Here is a 17,093-nt window from a genome sequence, read left to right as displayed (position 1 = left end):
AGCCTGTGTTAAGCTTTTGGAGTAGAGCAATCGCCAATCTCATCGGGCATTTTACCACACATCCCGCAAGCCTCACCAGATTTATTGAGGTAGGGATTTTGGCTGGCACAGGTGCCTGCAAACTTTCCGTCTTTTTTAGCCCAGATTTTTATAGCAATCCCGGCAAAAGCAAGACCTAGTAGTACAAGTGTGATTAATAGAAGTTTCATACTGTAAAATTTGATGCAAAGATACGAACTGACGAGCTGAAGCGCAAAGAATACGCTGTTTAGCTGTGCGTTAAAATAGCGGTAACACTTATTCGATGATGTTTACTTCGGGATCTATGGTAATACCAAACTGCTGCTGCACCTGTTCTTTAACTTGAAGTGCCAGCTCCCAGATTTCGGCACCCGTGGCATTGCCGTAGTTAACCAAAACCAGAGCCTGATTTTTGTGTACCCCTGCGTCGCCAAAGCGTTTTCCCTTAAAGCCGGCCTGCTCTATAAGCCAGCCTGCCGGCACTTTTACGGTTGTTTCCGATACGGGATAATGTGGCATTTGTGGAAACTTTTCTTGTAAATTTTCAAATTGTTCCCGCGAAATGATAGGATTCTTGAAAAAGCTACCACTATTACCCAGTTCTTTAGGATCAGGTAGTTTTGACGAGCGAATGGCGATCACGGCATCTGCGATATCTGCGATTCCCGGATTCTCGATTCCTTTTGCTTCCAGCGTTTCCTGAATGGCGCCGTATTCGGTATGAAGCTTGTGATTGGCTTTGGTCAACTTAAACGTCACCGAGGTAATCACAAAACGATCTTTCAGTTCATTTTTAAACACCGATTCGCGGTACCCAAAATTACATTCAGCTAGTGAAAAGCTGCGTTCTTCCAGATTTTTTCGGTCTATAACTGTGCATTTATAAAAGACATCTTTCAGCTCAACCCCGTAGGCACCTATGTTTTGCACGGGTGCGGTACCGGTATTACCGGGAATAAGCGCCAAATTTTCCACACCGCCATAGCCGTGCTCCACACAGTACATCACAAATTGATGCCAGTTTTCACCCGCAGCAACCTGAACCCAAACCTCCTCTTCGGTTTCTTTGACAAGCTCAATTCCCTTAAGGGCCACGTGAACCACCAGACCGTCTATATCTTTTTTAAGCAGCATATTGCTTCCGCCGCCTAAGATAAAAGGATCTGGGTAGTCAGAATGACTTAGCGCTTCCTTGAGCTCTTCTTTAGAAGTTACCGCAATAAAAGCTTCCGCCTTTGCGGGGATGCCAAAGGTATTGTGTTCTTTTAGTGAAAACTGGTGTTGCAGGACCATTAATCGTTGTACAGACTAAGGGCTTCCTTCAATAAGGCAACTGCTTCGATTAGATCTTCCTTTTTCAATACATAAGCGATACGTACCTGGTTAAGGCCTTCGCCGGGTGTCGAATAAAAACCGGCAGCAGGAGCAACCATCACGGTTTTTTTATTGTGTTCAAAAGATTCTAGTAACCACTGCGCAAAATCATCTGAATTTTTGACCGGTAACTCCGCAATACAGTAAAAAGCACCTTTAGGTTTTGCAACGCGCACGCCCGGAATAGCCTCAAGACCGGCAACAAGCGTATCTCTACGGTCTACATATTCTGAAATAACCTCGTCAAAATAAGATTGTGGTGTGTCTAAAGCGGCTTCACTCGCAATTTGAGCAAGTGTTGGCGGACTCAAACGCGCCTGTGCAAATTTCATCGCTGTAGCCATAAACGCTTTATTACGGCTCACCAGGCAGCCTATACGGGCACCACACATCGAAAACCGCTTAGAAACCGAATCGATCATAATCGTGTGTTCATCAATTTCGCGCTGGTTCAATACCGAATTATGCTGTAAACCGTCATAAGCAAACTCGCGATACACCTCGTCTGCAATCAGAAAAAGATCATGTTTTTTAACCAGTTCAGAAAGTTGGTCAAGTTCCTCTTTGCTGTACAGGTAGCCGGTAGGATTGCCGGGGTTGCAAATCACAATTGCTTTGGTTTTTGGAGTGATTTCTTTTTCAAATTCGGCGATAGCTGGTAAAGCAAATCCGCTTTCAAAAGAAGAAATTACCGGTTTCACAGTCACACCCGAAGCTGTGGCAAAGCCATTATAGTTTGCGTAAAAAGGTTCGGGGATGATGATCTCATCTCCGGGATCTGTAATGCTTCCCATTGCAAAAAGCAAAGCTTCAGAGCCACCGGTAGATACGATGATGTCATTTGCAGTGATCTCAATGCCCTGCTTGCCATAGTATGCGGCAAGTTTTTCGCGATAGCTCAAAAAGCCTGCAGAATGACTGTAAGACAAAACTTCAATATCCGCATTTTTTACGGCGTCAAGGGCATGCTTTGGGGTCTTAATATCGGGCTGGCCAATATTTAGTTGGTGTATTTGAATGCCTCTGGCTTCTGCAGCTTCGGCATAAGGCACCAATTTGCGTATAGGCGATTGAGGCATATCCTGCCCCTTTTGAGATAACTGTGGCATGTTCTTTTTCTTTAGGTTGCAAATTTGCGAATTATAAACGAGAAAATAATTTGAAACAGGAGCTTAAAATTATCATCTAAAAATGGTAAATTCATACAAAAGAGCGTGTTATGGTGAGGTTTGTGTGTTTTTTAGCTGTATTATTTACATTTTTAATAGGAAAAGAGGCGTTTGGGCAGGGAACTTTTCAATTGCCCGAAGGAGCGAAGCGCTTAAAAATAAAGGCAGATGTTGTCAATAATCTGGTTATAATACCCATTACGGTAAACGGTGTTGAGCTTTCGTTTCTTTTAGATACCGGCGTGCGTTCTACAATTTTGTTTGGGATTGATTCTGATGAGGATCTCAAGCTGAATAACCAATCTACCGTATGGCTTACCGGTGCAGGCGATGGCGAGCCTACCGAAGCCATAAAATCTACCCACAACATCATCAGCATTGGCGAGTCTACGGCGATTGACCAGATTGTCTATTACATCCCCGATAGCGAGACTAATTTTTCGCCCAGACTGGGATTTGCTGTTCACGGAATTATAGGCTACGAACTCCTTAAGGATTTTGTAGTTGAGGTAGATTATCAGCGGGAATATGTGAAGTTGCACGATCCGGACCATTTTAAATCTTCGCGATACCGCTCTGATTCTGCAGTGGCCTTAGAGCTGATTGCAGGCAAACCCTACATCGACCTTGAAATTTTGGGCGAAAATGATGCGGAGATCGCTACAAAACTGTTGCTAGATTCGGGTAGTGGTGATGCCTTATGGCTATTTGAAAATGAGCAAAAGGGAATTCAGGTTTCTGAAAACGCATTCAAAGATCATCTGGGTTTAGGCCTAAGTGGTGAAGTTACCGGTTACCGCTCCCGTTTACCCCGGCTTGAGCTCGGTGATTATACGCTAAACGAAGTCAATGTGGCTTACCCCGATACCACATCATTAAATTATTTGCGCGGAGTGAATTTCAGAAACGGGAGTCTGGGTTCGGAAATCCTGAAACGCTTCAAGGTGGTATTTGACTATAAAAATCAGCTGATGTATCTGCAAAAGAATCGTTTTTTTGATGAGCCTTTTAGGTATGATCGTAGTGGTCTTGTAGTGCAGCATACCGGTTTTGAATTGGTGACCCATTTAGATTATCGAATTTCTAAAGAGCAGAACATGACCGAAGCTTCGAAAGGAGCCTGGAGTAGCGATGCGTCCCGAAATAGTATCTTTTTGGAAACCAACATGGTTCAGTTTCCGCAGTTTAAATTAAAACCGAATTATGAAATCGCGGCTATTCGCGAAGATTCTCCCGGGGCGGAAGCGGGTTTGAGCGTGGGTGATAAGCTTATTAAAGTAAACGGAAGGGCAGTTGCTAATCTCAAGCTTGAAGAAATCACCCGATATTTTTACAGGGATGAAGGTTCGGTTTTGAAGCTTCAGGTAGACCGAAACGGGATGGTGTTTAATTGCAAGCTGAGGTTGAGAAAGATTTTAGAATAAACAAAAAAGCGGCTCATTGAGCCGCTTTGGTATAGTATAAGGTGTAAGGTTTAATTATCTGCCGGAAGCAGGTTTCCTTTAATTTTAAGGGTGTACGGTTCTGCAGAAGCATTAGTATAAACCGTTATCGTTTTGCGAATAGGTCCCGCTGCGCGACTGGTGTCATACTTCACTTTAATGACTCCGCTTTCTCCTGGAGCTATCGGGTCTTTTGGAGGACTTGGTACTGTGCAGCCACAAGTGGAATAGGCTTTTGAAATAACCAAAGGAGCATCTCCGGTGTTGGTGAACTTAAACTCGCGTTCACCATCTGAGCCGTGCACGACATCACCATAATCAATAACATCTGTTTCAAATGTGATGGCTGCTTTTTTCTCCTGAGCCTGAAGGCCTAATGTCATCAAACCAACGGCAAGTAGTAAAACAATTTTTTTCATAATTCTAAGTGTTATTAGAGTCTAAAATTAAACTTAATCTGTGGTCTTTGCAAAGAGTTGCCTCTTTTTCATGCTTAATGGAAGTCTTTAAATCCTTCAACTTCCTCATAAACCGGCTCAGAATAAGTCTTTTTTTAATGCTCTCGTTCTTTTAAAAATACTTTGTATATGAGTATTTTTGCCCACTTAAAGACAAAAATCAGACCAAGATGGCATTAGCGGCACAATATAGTTCAAAAGAAGTAGAGCAGAAGTGGTATGACTACTGGATGCAGCACAACTACTTTCATTCTGAACCCAATGATAAAGAACCCTACACAATTGTAATTCCACCGCCTAACGTAACCGGAATTTTACATATGGGGCATATGCTGAATAATACCATTCAGGATGTTTTAATCCGAAGAGCGCGCCTCAAGGGATTTAATGCCTGCTGGGTGCCGGGAACAGACCACGCGTCTATCGCAACCGAAGCTAAAGTAGTGGCTAAACTCAAGGCTGAAGGAATCAATAAAGCCGACCTTACCCGGGAAGAATTCTTAAAACACGCCTGGGAATGGACCGATAAATACGGTGGAACCATTTTAGAGCAGCTTAAAAAGCTGGGAGCTTCGTGTGATTGGGAACGTCTGCGTTTTACCATGGATGACACCATGTCAGCGAGTGTGATTCAGTGTTTTATTGATTTGTATAATAAAGGCCTGATCTACCGTGGCCATCGTATGGTAAATTGGGATCCTGAAGCTAAAACCACACTTTCTGACGAAGAGGTGATTTATGAGGAGCGTCAGGGCAAGCTGTATTATATCAATTACAAGTTGGAAGGCAGTGACGAGCATTTGGTAATAGCCACCACGCGTCCCGAAACTATTTTTGGGGATACCGCAATCTGCATCAATCCCAATGACGAGCGTTTTACGCATTTAAAAGGTAAAAAGGCCATTGTGCCCGTGGTAAACCGCGTAGTTCCTATTATTGAAGATGAGTATGTAGACCTGGAATTCGGTACCGGTTGCCTGAAAGTTACACCTGCACACGATGAGAATGACAAAATGCTTGGCGATAAGCATAAGCTTGACGTGGTTGATATTTTTAACGATGACGCCACGCTAAACTCCTTTGGCCTGCACTATCAGGGCAAAGACCGCTTCATAGTTCGAGAAGAAATTGTAAAAGAATTGGAAGAGCTAGGTGCTTTGGTAAAGACCGAAAGTCACCTGAATAAAGTAGGGACTTCAGAGCGCACCAAGGCGGTTATAGAGCCTAAACTTTCAGATCAGTGGTTTGTGAAGATGAAAGATCTGGCCGAGCCTGCGATCAAAGCTGTTCTCGATAGCGATGAGGTAAACCTTTTTCCTAAGAAGTTTGAAAACACCTACCGCCACTGGATGGAAAACATCCGCGACTGGAATATTTCCCGTCAGCTTTGGTGGGGGCAGCAAATCCCGGCGTATTATTTTGGAGACGGAAAAGAGGATTTTGTTGTTGCTAAAAATATGGAGGAAGCTTTAGCTTCCGCGAAAGCGAAAACCGGAAACAACAATCTGACCGAAGCCGATTTAAAGCAGGATGAGGATGCACTCGATACCTGGTTTTCTTCATGGTTATGGCCTATGAGTGTGTTTGACGGAATCGCAAATCCTGATAATGCCGATTTTCAATATTATTATCCTACCAATGACCTGGTAACCGGTCCTGATATACTGTTTTTCTGGGTGGCGCGTATGATTATGGCGGGTTATGAATATACCGGAAAGCAACCTTTTACGAATGTTTATCTCACGGGGCTCGTGCGTGATGCCGAGCGGCGTAAAATGTCAAAATCGCTTGGTAATTCACCTGATGCGATGAAGCTGATTGATGATTACGGTGCAGATGGTGTACGGGTAGGTTTGTTGCTAAGCACTTCTGCCGGTAACGATTTGCTCTTTGATGAAGATTTGTGCAAGCAGGGTAAAGGCTTTATCAATAAAATCTGGAATGCTTTCAGGCTTATCAAAGGTTGGGAAGTTGATGCAGGCGCAGAGCAACCTGAGGCCAGTAAAAAAGGTCTGGAATGGTACTCCGAGCGTTTTAAGCAGGCTACCGAAGAGATTGAAGATCATTTTAGTAAATACCGAATCAGCGATGCCTTGATGGTAACCTATAAATTGGTTTGGGACGATTTCTGCAGCTGGTTGCTCGAGATTGTAAAGCCGGAATATCAAAAACCAATTGACAGAAAGACCTACGATGCGGTAATTGCAGCTCTGGAAGATAATCTACGCATACTGCACCCGTTTACGCCATTTGCTTCGGAAGAAATCTGGCAAACTATTGCAGATCGTACTCCCGAAGAAGCTCTAATCGTTAACGAATGGCCTGCTATCGCGAAGCCAAACCTTGCGATGCTTGAAGACTTTGAACTGGCAACTCAGGTTATTACCGGAGTTCGTGCTATTCGAAAGGATAAGAATATTTCCTTTAAAGAAGAGCTGGAGCTACACGTGCTCAATACCGAAGGTTTTTCGGCTGACTTTGATGCGATCATTAAAAAACTGGGTAATCTTTCGGTACTAAAAACAACAGAATCACCCGTTGAAGGTGCGTTGTCTTTCCGGGTAAAAGCGAATGAGTATTTCATTCCGCTAACCGGAGCGATTGACATTGATGCAGAGATTGCTAAAATCAAGGAAGAGCTTGCCTATACGCAGGGCTTTATCAATTCGGTTGCTAAAAAGCTATCTAATGAGCGGTTTGTAAATAATGCACCTGAGCAGGTAGTGGCCTTAGAGCGCCAAAAGCAGGCTGACGCGCAGGCTAAAATAGATGCTTTAGAAAAGCGGCTCGCTGCTTTAAGCTAGAGACACGAGTCTTTGAAGATTTAAGAGGGAATGTATTTATCTACCAGTTTGATATATTCCTTCTTTGCTTCTTTGGTAGAAAGCCCTTTAAGCTGAATGAGTGCGTTGTATTTAAACGCACTGCGCAGGTCGTTTTCTTTAATGTTTCCAGCGTTGAGCGTTGTATTTTCGCTATTCCCCTTTTTATAATAGGCATAGAGGAGTAATTGTATATCCTGTGGCAATGCAATGTTTGTGTTGCTCGCACGGTGTGCAGCTTCCTGAAAAGCCTTATCTAATGCTTCTTTTTTGCTCAAAACACAATTAGTTTTCACGGGTTGCAATGATGCTTTCAGCTCCTTTTACTTTTTGGTTGAGTTTAACCGCAAGAGGAGTTCCAACAGGTAAAAAAAGATCTACTCTGGACCCGAACTTAATAAAACCGCTATCTGCGCCTTGTTCGGCGCTATCACCTTCCTTGGCATAATTTACGATACGTTTGGCCAAAGCACCTGCGATCTGACGATATAGAATATCTCCAAACGAAGTACTGCGAACCACTACTGTGGTGCGCTCATTCTCTTCAGAGGCTTTCGGATGCCAGGCAACAAGGTATTTTCCGGGATGGTATTTGCTAAAAACAACAGCTCCGCTTACCGGATATCGGGTTACATGCACGTTTATAGGCGACATAAAGATAGACACCTGCAGGCGTTTTTCTTTAAAGTATTCTTTTTCAAAAACCTCTTCGATCACCACAACCTTTCCGTCTACGGGTGAAACAATCTCATTGAGGTTTCCGCTTGATTTTCGACCGGGGTTTCTAAAAAACTGAAGGATTAAAACCAATAAAATCAAAAGTGCGGCATAACACAAATACTGCAGCCATTCCGGTGAAACCCAGGTATGCGTAGCCAAAACACCTGCAATAACAATAAGCAGTGTAATCGTGATAATGGTATAACCTTCTTTATGAAACATATTCAAATACTATTAAAACCAAATAAATAAAAGGGCTGGCAAACAGAATACTGTCTAGCCGGTCATAGAGGCCGCCGTGGCCGGGCATCAGCGTCCCGCTGTCCTTTACTCCGGCTTCCCGCTTTAGTTTTGACTCGATCAGGTCGCCAAATGTGCCTAATGTGCTCATTACAATTGCAAGCGACAACCAGATGTTAAAGTTAAGTTTTCCTGTGAACTTATGAATAAAATAACTGGCAAGACAGGCAAAAACGAGTCCGCCAAAAAAGCCTTCAATAGTTTTTTTAGGAGAAATACTTGGGAAGAGTTTGTGTCTGCCAAAGCTTTTGCCTACAATATACGCAAAGGTGTCGTTGGTCCAGATCAGGATAAATAATCCTGCCACCGTGTAAGGTGAAAAGGTCTTGCCGTGAGAAGGAAGCAGGGTTAAAAACACAAAACTGGCAATGATGTAAAACACGGTAATGTGTAATTTTTGAAGCTTCCCATACCTTCTTATTTTTTCACTGAAGAGGTTTTTCATAAGGTAAAGGCCTGTAACCACAGTAATTCCCAGAAGCAGAAGTGTTGCGAGATAAGAGACCTTGTAATAACTGAAAAATAGTATAAAGCCTATAAGTATGAGATAGGTGTACCAAAACTGAAAGCCTATAAGTCTTAAAAACTCCCTTAAGGTGATGATTCCAAAAAGCAGGAACATAAGAATGTACCATTTTTCAGAATAGAAAATGGAAAACAGAAGGATTACCACATATAGTAAGCCTGAAAGTGCACGTATCGAAAGTTCACGCATACTACAAATCTTCTAAAAGCAGCAGATAGAGATTTTTTGCGCTACTTCCATAGGACATAAAATCTTTAGCCCCTTCTTTAGGTTCAAAATTCTTGATCGTAGTAATATTTGTAGGAATTTGACCGGTGTTTTTCTTTTTAATACCGCGCAAGCCCTCGCCGATACTGTTTACGATTTGGCTTGTGGTGGCAAAAATCACAAAATTTTGAGGGAGCTCTTTTAGCTTTTTCTCTTTAATCTGATTGGAAGAAATAAGTAGACTTCCATCATCGGCTATAAGATTTTCACAAACCGAAAGCAAAAAACTAGATTCTTTATCCGTTGTAAATTTGAGGTTGTACCCGTCAAACAGTTTTTCCAGTTTGGGATCCAGGCAATAAACTTCCTGCTCATACCAGTCATTTTCGAGCAAAATATTGTCAAAACTTTCGTGCACTTCATCCATATCTGTGCAATACAAAAATTTTCCTCCGTTTAAGATAAAATGCTTGGTGAAGCGCTCATCTGCCGGTGCGGTAATATCTGGCATATATTTACCGCGCTCTGTCCCCGTTAGTTTAGGGGTATCAGTGCCAGTTGGTTTTTTGGGCTGAAAAAGCTTTTTAAGAATACTCATAAATGAGTGGCTGTGCTACAAATTTAGGATTTAATCAAATATAAAAAATCTTAACTCAACATAGCGTTAAGTTAAGATTTATATCTTGATGACCTCAAGGAAAATTAATTTTCCTCAACAATCGTATTTTCAGACTCTTCGGTCTCTTTTCCGATTTCCGGCTTGTCAAAAGGTCGCTTTCCGAATATCTTTTCAAGGTTATCTTTGAAAATCACCTCTTTATCAAGCAGTACTTCTGCGAGTTCGTTGAGCTTATCTTTATTATCCTCAAGTATTTTTATAGCTCGCTGATATTGCTCTTCAATTATAGAAGAAATTTCTTTATCGATCAATTCAGCTGTTTTCTCACTATACGGTTTACTGAAATTGTACTCACTTTGACCTGAAGAATCGTAATAGGTAAGGTTACCTATTTTGTCATTAAGACCGTAAATGGTTACCATCATACGGGCTTGTTTGGTTACTTTCTCCAAATCGCTGAGAGCACCTGTAGAAATCTTGTCGAAGGTCACTTTCTCTGCAGCTCTACCACCCATCGCGGCGCACATTTCATCAAGCATCTGCTCTGGTCGTACGATAAGTCGCTCTTCCGGTAAATACCAGGCAGCACCCAGAGATCTGCCACGCGGAACGATAGTTACTTTTACAAGCGGAGCTGCGTGCTCTAACATCCAGGAAACAGTTGCGTGACCGGCTTCGTGATAGGCAATTGCTCTTTTCTCGTCTGGAGTGATGATTTTATTTTTCTTCTCAAGACCACCCACGATGCGGTCTACTGCATCCAGAAAGTCCTGTCTTCCTACTGCACTTTTACCCTGTCTTGCAGCAATAAGAGCAGCTTCATTACATACGTTAGCAATATCAGCACCAGAGAAGCCCGGGGTTTGCTTGGCCATAAACTCGGTGTCGAGTTCATCTGCAACTTTTTTAAGCGGGCGTAGATGCACTTCAAATATTTCCCTACGTTCTCTAACATCCGGTAGATCTACGTAAATCTGGCGGTCAAAACGACCTGCACGCATAAGCGCGGTATCCAGTACGTCAGCCCGGTTTGTGGCCGCAAGAACAATAACATTTGTGTTAGTTCCAAAACCATCCATCTCGGTAAGAAGTTGGTTTAAGGTATTCTCACGCTCGTCGTTAGAACCACTAAAATTAGCTTTACCGCGGGCACGACCTATCGCATCTATCTCGTCAATAAAAATAATTGCCGGAGATTTTTCTTTGGCCTGTTTAAATAAATCACGGACTCGTGAAGCCCCCACACCTACAAACATTTCCACAAAGTCAGAACCTGACAACGAGAAGAAAGGCACTTTTGCTTCGCCGGCCACAGCTTTGGCCAATAAGGTTTTACCGGTTCCGGGAGGGCCTACAAGCAGGGCTCCTTTGGGAATTTTACCTCCAAGATTGGTGTATTTTTCCGGGTTTTTAAGGAAGTCTACGATCTCCTGAACTTCTTCTTTAGCACCTTCTAAACCGGCAACATCTTTAAAAGAAGTTTTTACATCGGTCTTTTCATCAAAGAGCTTGGCTTTAGATTTTCCAATATTGAAAATCTGTCCGCCTGCACCACCTGCTCCTCCCGAAGACATACGGCGCATGATAAAAATCCAGATGCCTATAATTATAGCAATGGGTAACAAGGTGATCAGGATATCGCTAAACATCGTGTTATCTGCTTCCAGATATTTGACATTAAAGTCCTGAGTAGACTTTATCTCTTTCAATTCATTCTCAAAATTCTCCAGAGTTCCGTAGCGAAAAATATAGCTGGCACCTCCTTCGGAGTTTAGTAGCGATAAACCGGAATCACTAGGTCTTGAATGTACTTCCTTACCCTTAGCTTCATCGGTAAGGTAGATGTAGGCAACACCTTTTGATTTGCTGATATCTATTTGCTTAATGTCACCACTTTCAGCGTATGTGAGTAATTGATTTTCAAGGATTTCTTTTGGGTTTCCGTAATCAGAACCACTGCTGAAGAAATTGAGGCCGAGAAAAACAAGTATGATAGCGGTGTAAATCCACCAGGCGCTAAATTTGGGTTTATTTGGGACGGGCTTTTTTGATTTTTCTGCCATTATAGTTATTAATAATTTGATTCGATTGATGTTACTTTAGCATCACCCCAAAGACTTTCAATATCATAGTATTCACGGGTATGCTTTTGAAACACGTGTACCACAACATTTACATAATCCATTAGGACCCATTCTGCATTCTGCAATCCTTCCACATGCCAGGGTTTATCTTTGAGTTTCTTGCTTACAGTTTTTTGAATGGAATTAGCGATAGCTGTAACCTGAGTATTAGAAGTACCATCACAGATAATAAAGTAATCACAAACCATATTCTCTATTTCCCGTAGGTCCAATAAATCAATATGTTGACCTTTTACTTCTTCAATCCCTTCCAGAATAGTCGTTATCAGTAGATCTGTACTTACTTCTTTTTTTGTCATTAAATCTTTTTTAGTCTGGCAAAGTTATTACAATTTTGTTTGATACCCCTTATTGTACTAACATTTCAGCCGTAAGCTATGCTATGCATATAGTCAAACTTAATGCCACAACCTCTACCAATACCTATTTAAAGGAATACGCGCGGGAGCTTGACTCTAAAGAGGATATTTTGGTAGTAACGCATACCCAACTGGAAGGTCGTGGACAGCGTGGTGCCAGCTGGGAATCTGAGCCCGGTAAAAACCTAACCTTTAGCGTGTTTAAAAGGGTTGAGGGCTTTAGGGCAGACCGCACTTTTTATATGACCATGGCAGCTTCCCTAATGGTTGTTGACACGCTAAAGCATTTTGGCGTAAGGCAGCTATCTGTAAAATGGCCAAACGACATATTGGCAGGCAATCAAAAGATCTGCGGCATTTTAATTGAAACTGTCCTTCGGGACGGTCTGTATGGCGTTATTCTCGGGGTAGGTTTAAATGTTAATCAAAAAGTATTTCAGGAAGCGCCACGTGCCACTTCTCTGGTGAATCAAACCGGCAAAATACACGATCTGGAAGAGGTTTTAAACCGGTTTTTAGAAGCTTTTTATACCTATGCCAAACGGGTAGAAGAGTTTGACTTTACCGGTCTTCATAAGAGTTATGAGCAGCGACTTTTTCGCAGAAATAAAGTGTCAACCTTTCAACTGCCCGAAGGGGAACTGCTAACCGGCATTATTAGCGGGGTTTCTAAAAATGGAAAGCTCATCCTTCAACTGGAGGACGAGCTTTCAAGAGAATTTGACCTAAAGGAAATAAAACTGCTGTACTAATTAAATATTTTGCAGGTTTTCACTAAGAGTCTGTATGAATTTGGTAATTGGGCCTTTGATCATCATAGACATCATCGCATTGAACTCCCCCTCAAACTCAAACTGAGCTTCGCTGGTGTTTTCAGGAAGTTCTTTGATATTGGCAGTAAGTGTAAAGGGTAATTTATCACTGGCAGCGCCCAGGACTACTTTGTTAAAAGGTACTGTGTTTTTTAGCTCCAGTACGATTTCCGGCATTCCTTTAAGAGCAAAAAGAAAGCGTTTTTCGCTTAAGATTTCAAATTTGCTGATGCTCTCAGGCATCAGCTTACGGTAATTTTGTACGTCTGTCAGAAAATTAAAAACTTCTTCGGGGCTTTTAGAAATCGTCTTTTTAGGGCTTTCTAAGTGCATAATGGGAGTATATGTTTAGTGTTTTGTTAGTTGGCTGCATTCCAGTTTTCAGGATCCAGTCGCCAGGTTTGCAAGGTTAGCTTTTCTTTTTCAGAAATGTAGCGGGTATCCATTGCTTGTTCGAGCAAATGATCATAATCACTCAAGGTGTGTAAATCGATACCTTTTTTTTCAAAGTTTTGTTTTGAAATATCAAAACCGTAAGTGAAAATGGCCAGCATTCCTTTTACATTGGCTTCGGCCTGTTCTAAAGCTTCAACAGCCATTAGCGAACTTTTACCGGTGCTGATGAGGTCTTCAACCACCACTACACTTTGAACGGGATCCAACTTTCCTTCAATCTGATTTTGCCTGCCGTGCTTTTTGGCTTCGGGTCTGATGTACACAAACGGAAGGTTTAAAAAATCGGCTACCAGCATCCCGATTCCTATCGCTCCTGTGGCTACACCGGCGATCACGTCGGGCTTGCCGTAAAGCAATTCAATCTGGTTAGCGATATTCTCCCGCAGGTAATTGCGTATTTGCGGATAGGATAGCGTTATGCGGTTGTCGCAGTAAATAGGAGATTTCCAGCCACTGGCCCAAGTGAATGGGTTTTGTGGTTGTAATTTTATTGCATTAATTTGCAGCAATAACTCAGCTGTTTTTTTAGCTGTTTCTTTTTTTAAGATCATGGTACAAATGTATAAAGTTTTTGTAAATGAAGTGCCCATAATACTTTCAACCGAAAAGTATATTGGTGAAAATTATACATCAATACCCATTAAGCGCGCAAAAATCAAGCGCATTATCAAGCAGGTAAACCGCGGTGAGCTCACGCACATCAATTTATACCATCAGAATCCCAAGAAATTACTTACCCACCTCAAGAAAAAATTACCGCTTGTGGTTGCCGGTGGCGGACTCGTTTTTAATCAGAATTCTGAAATTTTGTTTATCAAACGCAACGGGAAATGGGATCTTCCGAAGGGGAAGCTTGAGAAAAAAGAAAGTATAGAGCAATGTGCCCTGCGCGAAGTAGAAGAGGAAACCGGCTGTAAAGATTTGGTTCTCGGTAACCTGATCACGGTAACCTATCACGTCTTTAAGCGAAACGGAAAATTTAAGCTTAAAGAAACCTTCTGGTATCGAATGACTACAGACTATGACGGGATTTTAGAGCCGCAACCTTCCGAAGGAATCAAAAAAGTACGCTGGAAAAATTTCGAAAAAACGCAAAAAGCGCTGACTAAATCCTACGAAAATATTAAGCTTCTATTCCCAAAAGAATATTTGATCCCCAATCCCAAAGACCGTGTAGCCTAACTACTGCGTAATGCGGTAGATGGGATAGCGCAAATGGGCCTTTTCGTAATTTTCAGATTTTTTATGTAACCAATCAAGCTGCGCATACCAGTTGCTGCGAAAGGCCTCTTCGGTTTGTTTTTTGGTTTCAAATTCCTGTTTTAATGCCGGGTTACTTTCGAGCAAAGCCAAAGCCTTATCTTCCCATACATAAGGCGAAAAGCCTTCTTTTTGCTGCAAAATGGTGTCGAAATAATTCCAGTTAAAAAACGAATCAACGGCTGAAGGCTCAAGGGTTTCGAGTAAATAGCGCAGACCAGTCTGGGCTGTGTAAACCAGATAATCGCCTTTACGTAAGCTAATCTCTTCTTCAGTCGTACTGACTTTGGTATTTCGATGTAAATAATGCCCTTCGTAGGCCGAGTTGCCGGTAGTGTAATCTGCAATATGGTATACTTTTACACCTAAGGTCGTATCCCGATCCATTCGGGTGAGTTCAATGTTGTTTTCTTTTAAACGCTCAATGACCGTATGCCACGCCTGTGGAATCACATAGGCTTTAGGAATCGTTATGCTGTCTGTCGCTTTAAAATGATCGTAATAATTGACTGTTTTGGTAAACGGCTTCTCGCGGTTATAGCTCAGGCGCTCCATTCCGGTAACTTCGCTGGTTATTCTTTCGCCCTCAAAGCCTTTAAAATCAAATTGGGTCACCTGCGAGCTGTCGGTTTTAAACTGAATGGGGTAAAAGGTGCCGGTAAGTGCGCCACTTCTGTAAATCGAGTCTTGCTTTGCCCGTATTTGTTTGATTGTTTTGGCATCTGCCGAAGCGATATTCAGCATTTGCTGCATAAGTGCATAGGTGCCTTCTACACGCGGCTTATACGGTTTTAGCATATGGGTTTCTACCATCATGCCGAGCGTATTCCACAAGGTGGTGTAGCCGGTAGAGTAGCGCGGGTAGTCCATAAACTGGGTAAAACCGGTCTCGGGAACCTCATTAAACACATTTACATAGGGCGTAATGGGCCAGCCTTGTGCCTCTAAAGAATCTACCAGCGCCGGATGCAGCTGCTCGTTTAAATAGGTACCTGCAGCGCCACCCAGTTTGTTGTGTTGCGTAAACAAATGCGTAAGTACATATTGATAATCTGCACCGTTACTTACGTGATTGTCTATAAAGACATCAGGTTTTACCAGATGGTAGATTTCAGCAAAGGAACGCGCGTTGTAGGTGTCTGCCTTTATAAAGTCGCGGTTGAGGTCGTAATTGCGCGCGTTTCCTCTAAAACCGTAAGCTTCGGGACCGTTTTGATTGGTGCGGCTGCTGCTGTTGCGGTTGAGCGCGCCGCCTATATTGTAAATGGCAACGGCACCTACCCAAATATTTTCGGGGGTTTTGATTTTACCACTGGCAAGATCCCGCATGAGCATCATTGTGGCATCAATACCATCGGGCTCACCGGGGTGAATGCCGTTATTGATGAGGATGCGCACAGCTTCCGAATTTTCTGAAAACTCAGATTCCAGACTGCGATTGGGATTGTAAGTGACCAGAGTAAGGGGTAAACCGCTATCGGTCTTTCCAATTTCATAGGTTTTAATAGAAAGGTAAGCCGAATCTAATTTATGATAGTAGCCAATAACGTCTTCATAAGTAGGCGTCTGAGTACCCCCACTTTTCTCAAATTGGGTTTCCAGATCAAAGTCTTCCGGTTTGGGTTTTTCGGCGCAGTTTATAAAAACTAAGAGAGAAAGGGCAATAAGTAGGCGCATATAGAAGAATTTAGGCTTTAAAAGTACAGTTTTCTCAAAAAGATTACGTGTTTTAAGCACTTAGAAAAAGGGAGCGTATTGCGCTACCCTAAAGTCAAAAGTGCTAAGCTCAGGATTTTGAGCTTTCATTTGTTTGTACTTTTTCATACTGCCTATAGCCCGGTTTGCAGCACCTGAAGGAGCGGTAAGCGAAACCGTCCTGACTTTAAGATTGTCGATCTCAATTTCGTGGATGCGTGGTACTTCGGCAGCGATAACTTTAATTTTGAGATGTTCTTCTTTTGCCTGGCGGCGAAAGAAATATTCCGGTCCGTTTTTGCTGTTGCCGCCGGTGAAAATTAGCGTTTCAATTTGCCGGTGCTTTTTGAGGTAACCTGTCAAATCCCGAAGCTCTACATCCTGCATTCCCAAATCTGAAGCGTCAATTTTTTCGCGCAAAGCGGAAGCGACAATATCACAAACCCCAATTTTCCGTTCGATTAAAAAATTAGCGCGTTGTGTAATGGCGCGGGCTGTGTTTTCATAAACCAGACCCAGTTCAAAAATACGGTCGAGTATGGGCCAAAGCATGCCGTTTTTACTGCCGTAACAAAAGTCAACATCTTCCGGAAGCAGCTCGCCGGTAGTAAAACGGGGCGGTGGCAAAGTGCCTACAATGAGTTTTGTAGCGTCTTGTAAGTTAAAAGGCGGATAGGGATGGATGTGGTGAAACAGATTTGCAGACATA

General features: G+C 42.5%; 18 protein-coding genes. 4 read left to right on the top strand and 14 right to left on the bottom strand.

The annotated features are described in order from the left end of the window. Nucleotides 1–8 precede the first annotated feature (8 nt). From LLW17_RS15210 to LLW17_RS15200, 3 genes are all read right to left on the bottom strand, one after another. Nucleotides 9–209, bottom strand: coding sequence for a membrane or secreted protein (locus LLW17_RS15210; protein ID WP_099644824.1), 201 nt, complete (start codon nt 207–209; stop codon nt 9–11). A gap of 88 nt (nt 210–297) precedes the next feature. Beyond that, nucleotides 298–1,314, bottom strand: coding sequence for a UDP-N-acetylmuramate dehydrogenase (gene murB / locus LLW17_RS15205; RefSeq protein ID WP_228231145.1), 1,017 nt, complete (start codon nt 1,312–1,314; stop codon nt 298–300). Further along, on the bottom strand, nt 1,314–2,504 hold the full coding sequence (locus LLW17_RS15200) for a pyridoxal phosphate-dependent aminotransferase (RefSeq protein WP_228231144.1): 1,191 nt from the start codon (nt 2,502–2,504) through the stop codon (nt 1,314–1,316). Before LLW17_RS15200 ends, murB begins: the two co-directional genes overlap by 1 nt. A 110-nt stretch (nt 2,505–2,614) precedes the next feature. On the opposite strand from LLW17_RS15200, the gene LLW17_RS15195 reads away from it, so the two are divergent. Then, on the top strand, nt 2,615–3,988 hold the full coding sequence (locus LLW17_RS15195) for an aspartyl protease family protein (RefSeq protein ID WP_228231143.1): 1,374 nt from the start codon (nt 2,615–2,617) through the stop codon (nt 3,986–3,988). A gap of 50 nt (nt 3,989–4,038) precedes the next feature. Here LLW17_RS15195 and LLW17_RS15190 read toward each other — a convergent pair whose 3' ends face one another. Beyond that, the gene (locus tag LLW17_RS15190) at nt 4,039–4,425 is read right to left on the bottom strand and encodes a DUF1573 domain-containing protein (RefSeq protein WP_228231142.1); all 387 of its coding nucleotides are present in this window, start codon (nt 4,423–4,425) and stop codon (nt 4,039–4,041) included. 209 nt (nt 4,426–4,634) lie between these two features. Here LLW17_RS15190 and LLW17_RS15185 point away from each other — a divergent pair, with 209 nt between their 5' ends. Then, on the top strand, nt 4,635–7,268 hold the full coding sequence (locus LLW17_RS15185) for a valine--tRNA ligase (protein WP_228231141.1): 2,634 nt from the start codon (nt 4,635–4,637) through the stop codon (nt 7,266–7,268). 20 nt (nt 7,269–7,288) lie between these two features. On the opposite strand, the gene LLW17_RS15180 is transcribed toward LLW17_RS15185, so the two are convergent. The 6 genes from LLW17_RS15180 to rsfS all read right to left on the bottom strand — a co-directional run bounded on the left by LLW17_RS15180 (nt 7,289) and on the right by rsfS (nt 12,101). Next, on the bottom strand, nt 7,289–7,564 hold the full coding sequence (locus tag LLW17_RS15180; RefSeq protein ID WP_228231140.1) for an acyl-CoA-binding protein: 276 nt from the start codon (nt 7,562–7,564) through the stop codon (nt 7,289–7,291). Nucleotides 7,565–7,571: 7 nt separating this feature from the next. Next, on the bottom strand, nt 7,572–8,228 hold the full coding sequence (locus tag LLW17_RS15175; RefSeq protein ID WP_228231139.1) for a phosphatidylserine decarboxylase family protein: 657 nt from the start codon (nt 8,226–8,228) through the stop codon (nt 7,572–7,574). Further along, nucleotides 8,218–9,021 carry a phosphatidate cytidylyltransferase gene (locus LLW17_RS15170; protein WP_228231138.1) on the bottom strand — a complete coding sequence of 268 codons (804 nt, stop codon included), beginning with the start codon at nt 9,019–9,021 and terminating at the stop codon, nt 8,218–8,220. The genes LLW17_RS15175 and LLW17_RS15170 overlap by 11 nt, the downstream gene beginning before the upstream one ends. 1 nt (nt 9,022) lies before the next feature. Next, nucleotides 9,023–9,637, bottom strand: a complete 615-nt coding sequence (locus tag LLW17_RS15165; RefSeq protein ID WP_228231137.1) for an LUD domain-containing protein — start codon at nt 9,635–9,637, stop codon at nt 9,023–9,025. A gap of 104 nt (nt 9,638–9,741) precedes the next feature. After that, nucleotides 9,742–11,721 (bottom strand): ATP-dependent zinc metalloprotease FtsH, encoded by a 1,980-nt coding sequence (gene ftsH / locus LLW17_RS15160; RefSeq protein ID WP_228231136.1) that lies wholly within the window; start codon nt 11,719–11,721, stop codon nt 9,742–9,744. Between the two features lie 8 nt (nt 11,722–11,729). After that, nucleotides 11,730–12,101 carry a ribosome silencing factor gene (gene rsfS / locus LLW17_RS15155; RefSeq protein WP_228231135.1) on the bottom strand — a complete coding sequence of 124 codons (372 nt, stop codon included), beginning with the start codon at nt 12,099–12,101 and terminating at the stop codon, nt 11,730–11,732. Between the two features lie 83 nt (nt 12,102–12,184). Here rsfS and LLW17_RS15150 point away from each other — a divergent pair, with 83 nt between their 5' ends. Then, entirely contained in the window at nt 12,185–12,913 is a 729-nt protein-coding gene (locus LLW17_RS15150) for a biotin--[acetyl-CoA-carboxylase] ligase (protein WP_228231134.1), read from the top strand. On the opposite strand, the gene LLW17_RS15145 is transcribed toward LLW17_RS15150, so the two are convergent. Together LLW17_RS15145 and pyrE are read right to left on the bottom strand one after the other, a co-directional pair. Further along, nucleotides 12,914–13,306 (bottom strand): SRPBCC family protein, encoded by a 393-nt coding sequence (locus tag LLW17_RS15145; RefSeq protein WP_228231133.1) that lies wholly within the window; start codon nt 13,304–13,306, stop codon nt 12,914–12,916. A gap of 26 nt (nt 13,307–13,332) precedes the next feature. Further along, nucleotides 13,333–13,980: an orotate phosphoribosyltransferase gene (gene pyrE, locus LLW17_RS15140; protein ID WP_228231132.1), complete on the bottom strand. Its 648-nt coding sequence runs from the start codon at nt 13,978–13,980 to the stop codon at nt 13,333–13,335. Between the two features lie 7 nt (nt 13,981–13,987). Between pyrE and LLW17_RS15135 the strand changes: the two genes are divergently transcribed. After that, a complete protein-coding gene (locus LLW17_RS15135) occupies nt 13,988–14,611 on the top strand; it encodes an NUDIX hydrolase (protein WP_228231131.1) in 624 nt (207 codons plus the stop codon). Here the strand turns inward: LLW17_RS15135 and LLW17_RS15130 are convergent, their stop codons facing one another. Both LLW17_RS15130 and LLW17_RS15125 read right to left on the bottom strand, forming a co-directional pair. Next, entirely contained in the window at nt 14,612–16,366 is a 1,755-nt protein-coding gene (locus LLW17_RS15130) for a M14 family metallopeptidase (protein ID WP_228231130.1), read from the bottom strand. It abuts the gene before it with no gap. A gap of 60 nt (nt 16,367–16,426) precedes the next feature. Further along, nucleotides 16,427–17,092: a uracil-DNA glycosylase family protein gene (locus LLW17_RS15125; RefSeq protein WP_228231129.1), complete on the bottom strand. Its 666-nt coding sequence runs from the start codon at nt 17,090–17,092 to the stop codon at nt 16,427–16,429. Nucleotide 17,093: the final 1 nt, after the last annotated feature.

This window comes from Leeuwenhoekiella parthenopeia (assembly GCF_020782115.1).
GTDB lineage: Bacteria > Bacteroidota > Bacteroidia > Flavobacteriales > Flavobacteriaceae > Leeuwenhoekiella > Leeuwenhoekiella parthenopeia.
This window is presented reverse-complemented; position numbering and strand designations above follow the sequence as displayed.

Coding starts and splice junctions, on each gene's coding strand:
- LLW17_RS15195 (WP_228231143.1), top strand. CDS start 2,615: ATGGTGAGGTTTGTGTGTTTTTTAGCTGTATTATTTACATTTTTAATA.
- rsfS (WP_228231135.1), bottom strand. CDS start 12,101: ATGACAAAAAAAGAAGTAAGTACAGATCTACTGATAACGACTATTCTG.
- LLW17_RS15175 (WP_228231139.1), bottom strand. CDS start 8,228: ATGTTTCATAAAGAAGGTTATACCATTATCACGATTACACTGCTTATT.
- LLW17_RS15190 (WP_228231142.1), bottom strand. CDS start 4,425: ATGAAAAAAATTGTTTTACTACTTGCCGTTGGTTTGATGACATTAGGC.
- LLW17_RS15185 (WP_228231141.1), top strand. CDS start 4,635: ATGGCATTAGCGGCACAATATAGTTCAAAAGAAGTAGAGCAGAAGTGG.
- LLW17_RS15150 (WP_228231134.1), top strand. CDS start 12,185: ATGCATATAGTCAAACTTAATGCCACAACCTCTACCAATACCTATTTA.
- LLW17_RS15210 (WP_099644824.1), bottom strand. CDS start 209: ATGAAACTTCTATTAATCACACTTGTACTACTAGGTCTTGCTTTTGCC.
- LLW17_RS15135 (WP_228231131.1), top strand. CDS start 13,988: ATGTATAAAGTTTTTGTAAATGAAGTGCCCATAATACTTTCAACCGAA.
- LLW17_RS15145 (WP_228231133.1), bottom strand. CDS start 13,306: ATGCACTTAGAAAGCCCTAAAAAGACGATTTCTAAAAGCCCCGAAGAA.
- ftsH (WP_228231136.1), bottom strand. CDS start 11,721: ATGGCAGAAAAATCAAAAAAGCCCGTCCCAAATAAACCCAAATTTAGC.
- LLW17_RS15200 (WP_228231144.1), bottom strand. CDS start 2,504: ATGCCACAGTTATCTCAAAAGGGGCAGGATATGCCTCAATCGCCTATA.
- LLW17_RS15130 (WP_228231130.1), bottom strand. CDS start 16,366: ATGCGCCTACTTATTGCCCTTTCTCTCTTAGTTTTTATAAACTGCGCC.
- pyrE (WP_228231132.1), bottom strand. CDS start 13,980: ATGATCTTAAAAAAAGAAACAGCTAAAAAAACAGCTGAGTTATTGCTG.
- LLW17_RS15125 (WP_228231129.1), bottom strand. CDS start 17,092: ATGTCTGCAAATCTGTTTCACCACATCCATCCCTATCCGCCTTTTAAC.
- LLW17_RS15165 (WP_228231137.1), bottom strand. CDS start 9,637: ATGAGTATTCTTAAAAAGCTTTTTCAGCCCAAAAAACCAACTGGCACT.
- murB (WP_228231145.1), bottom strand. CDS start 1,314: ATGGTCCTGCAACACCAGTTTTCACTAAAAGAACACAATACCTTTGGC.
- LLW17_RS15170 (WP_228231138.1), bottom strand. CDS start 9,021: ATGCGTGAACTTTCGATACGTGCACTTTCAGGCTTACTATATGTGGTA.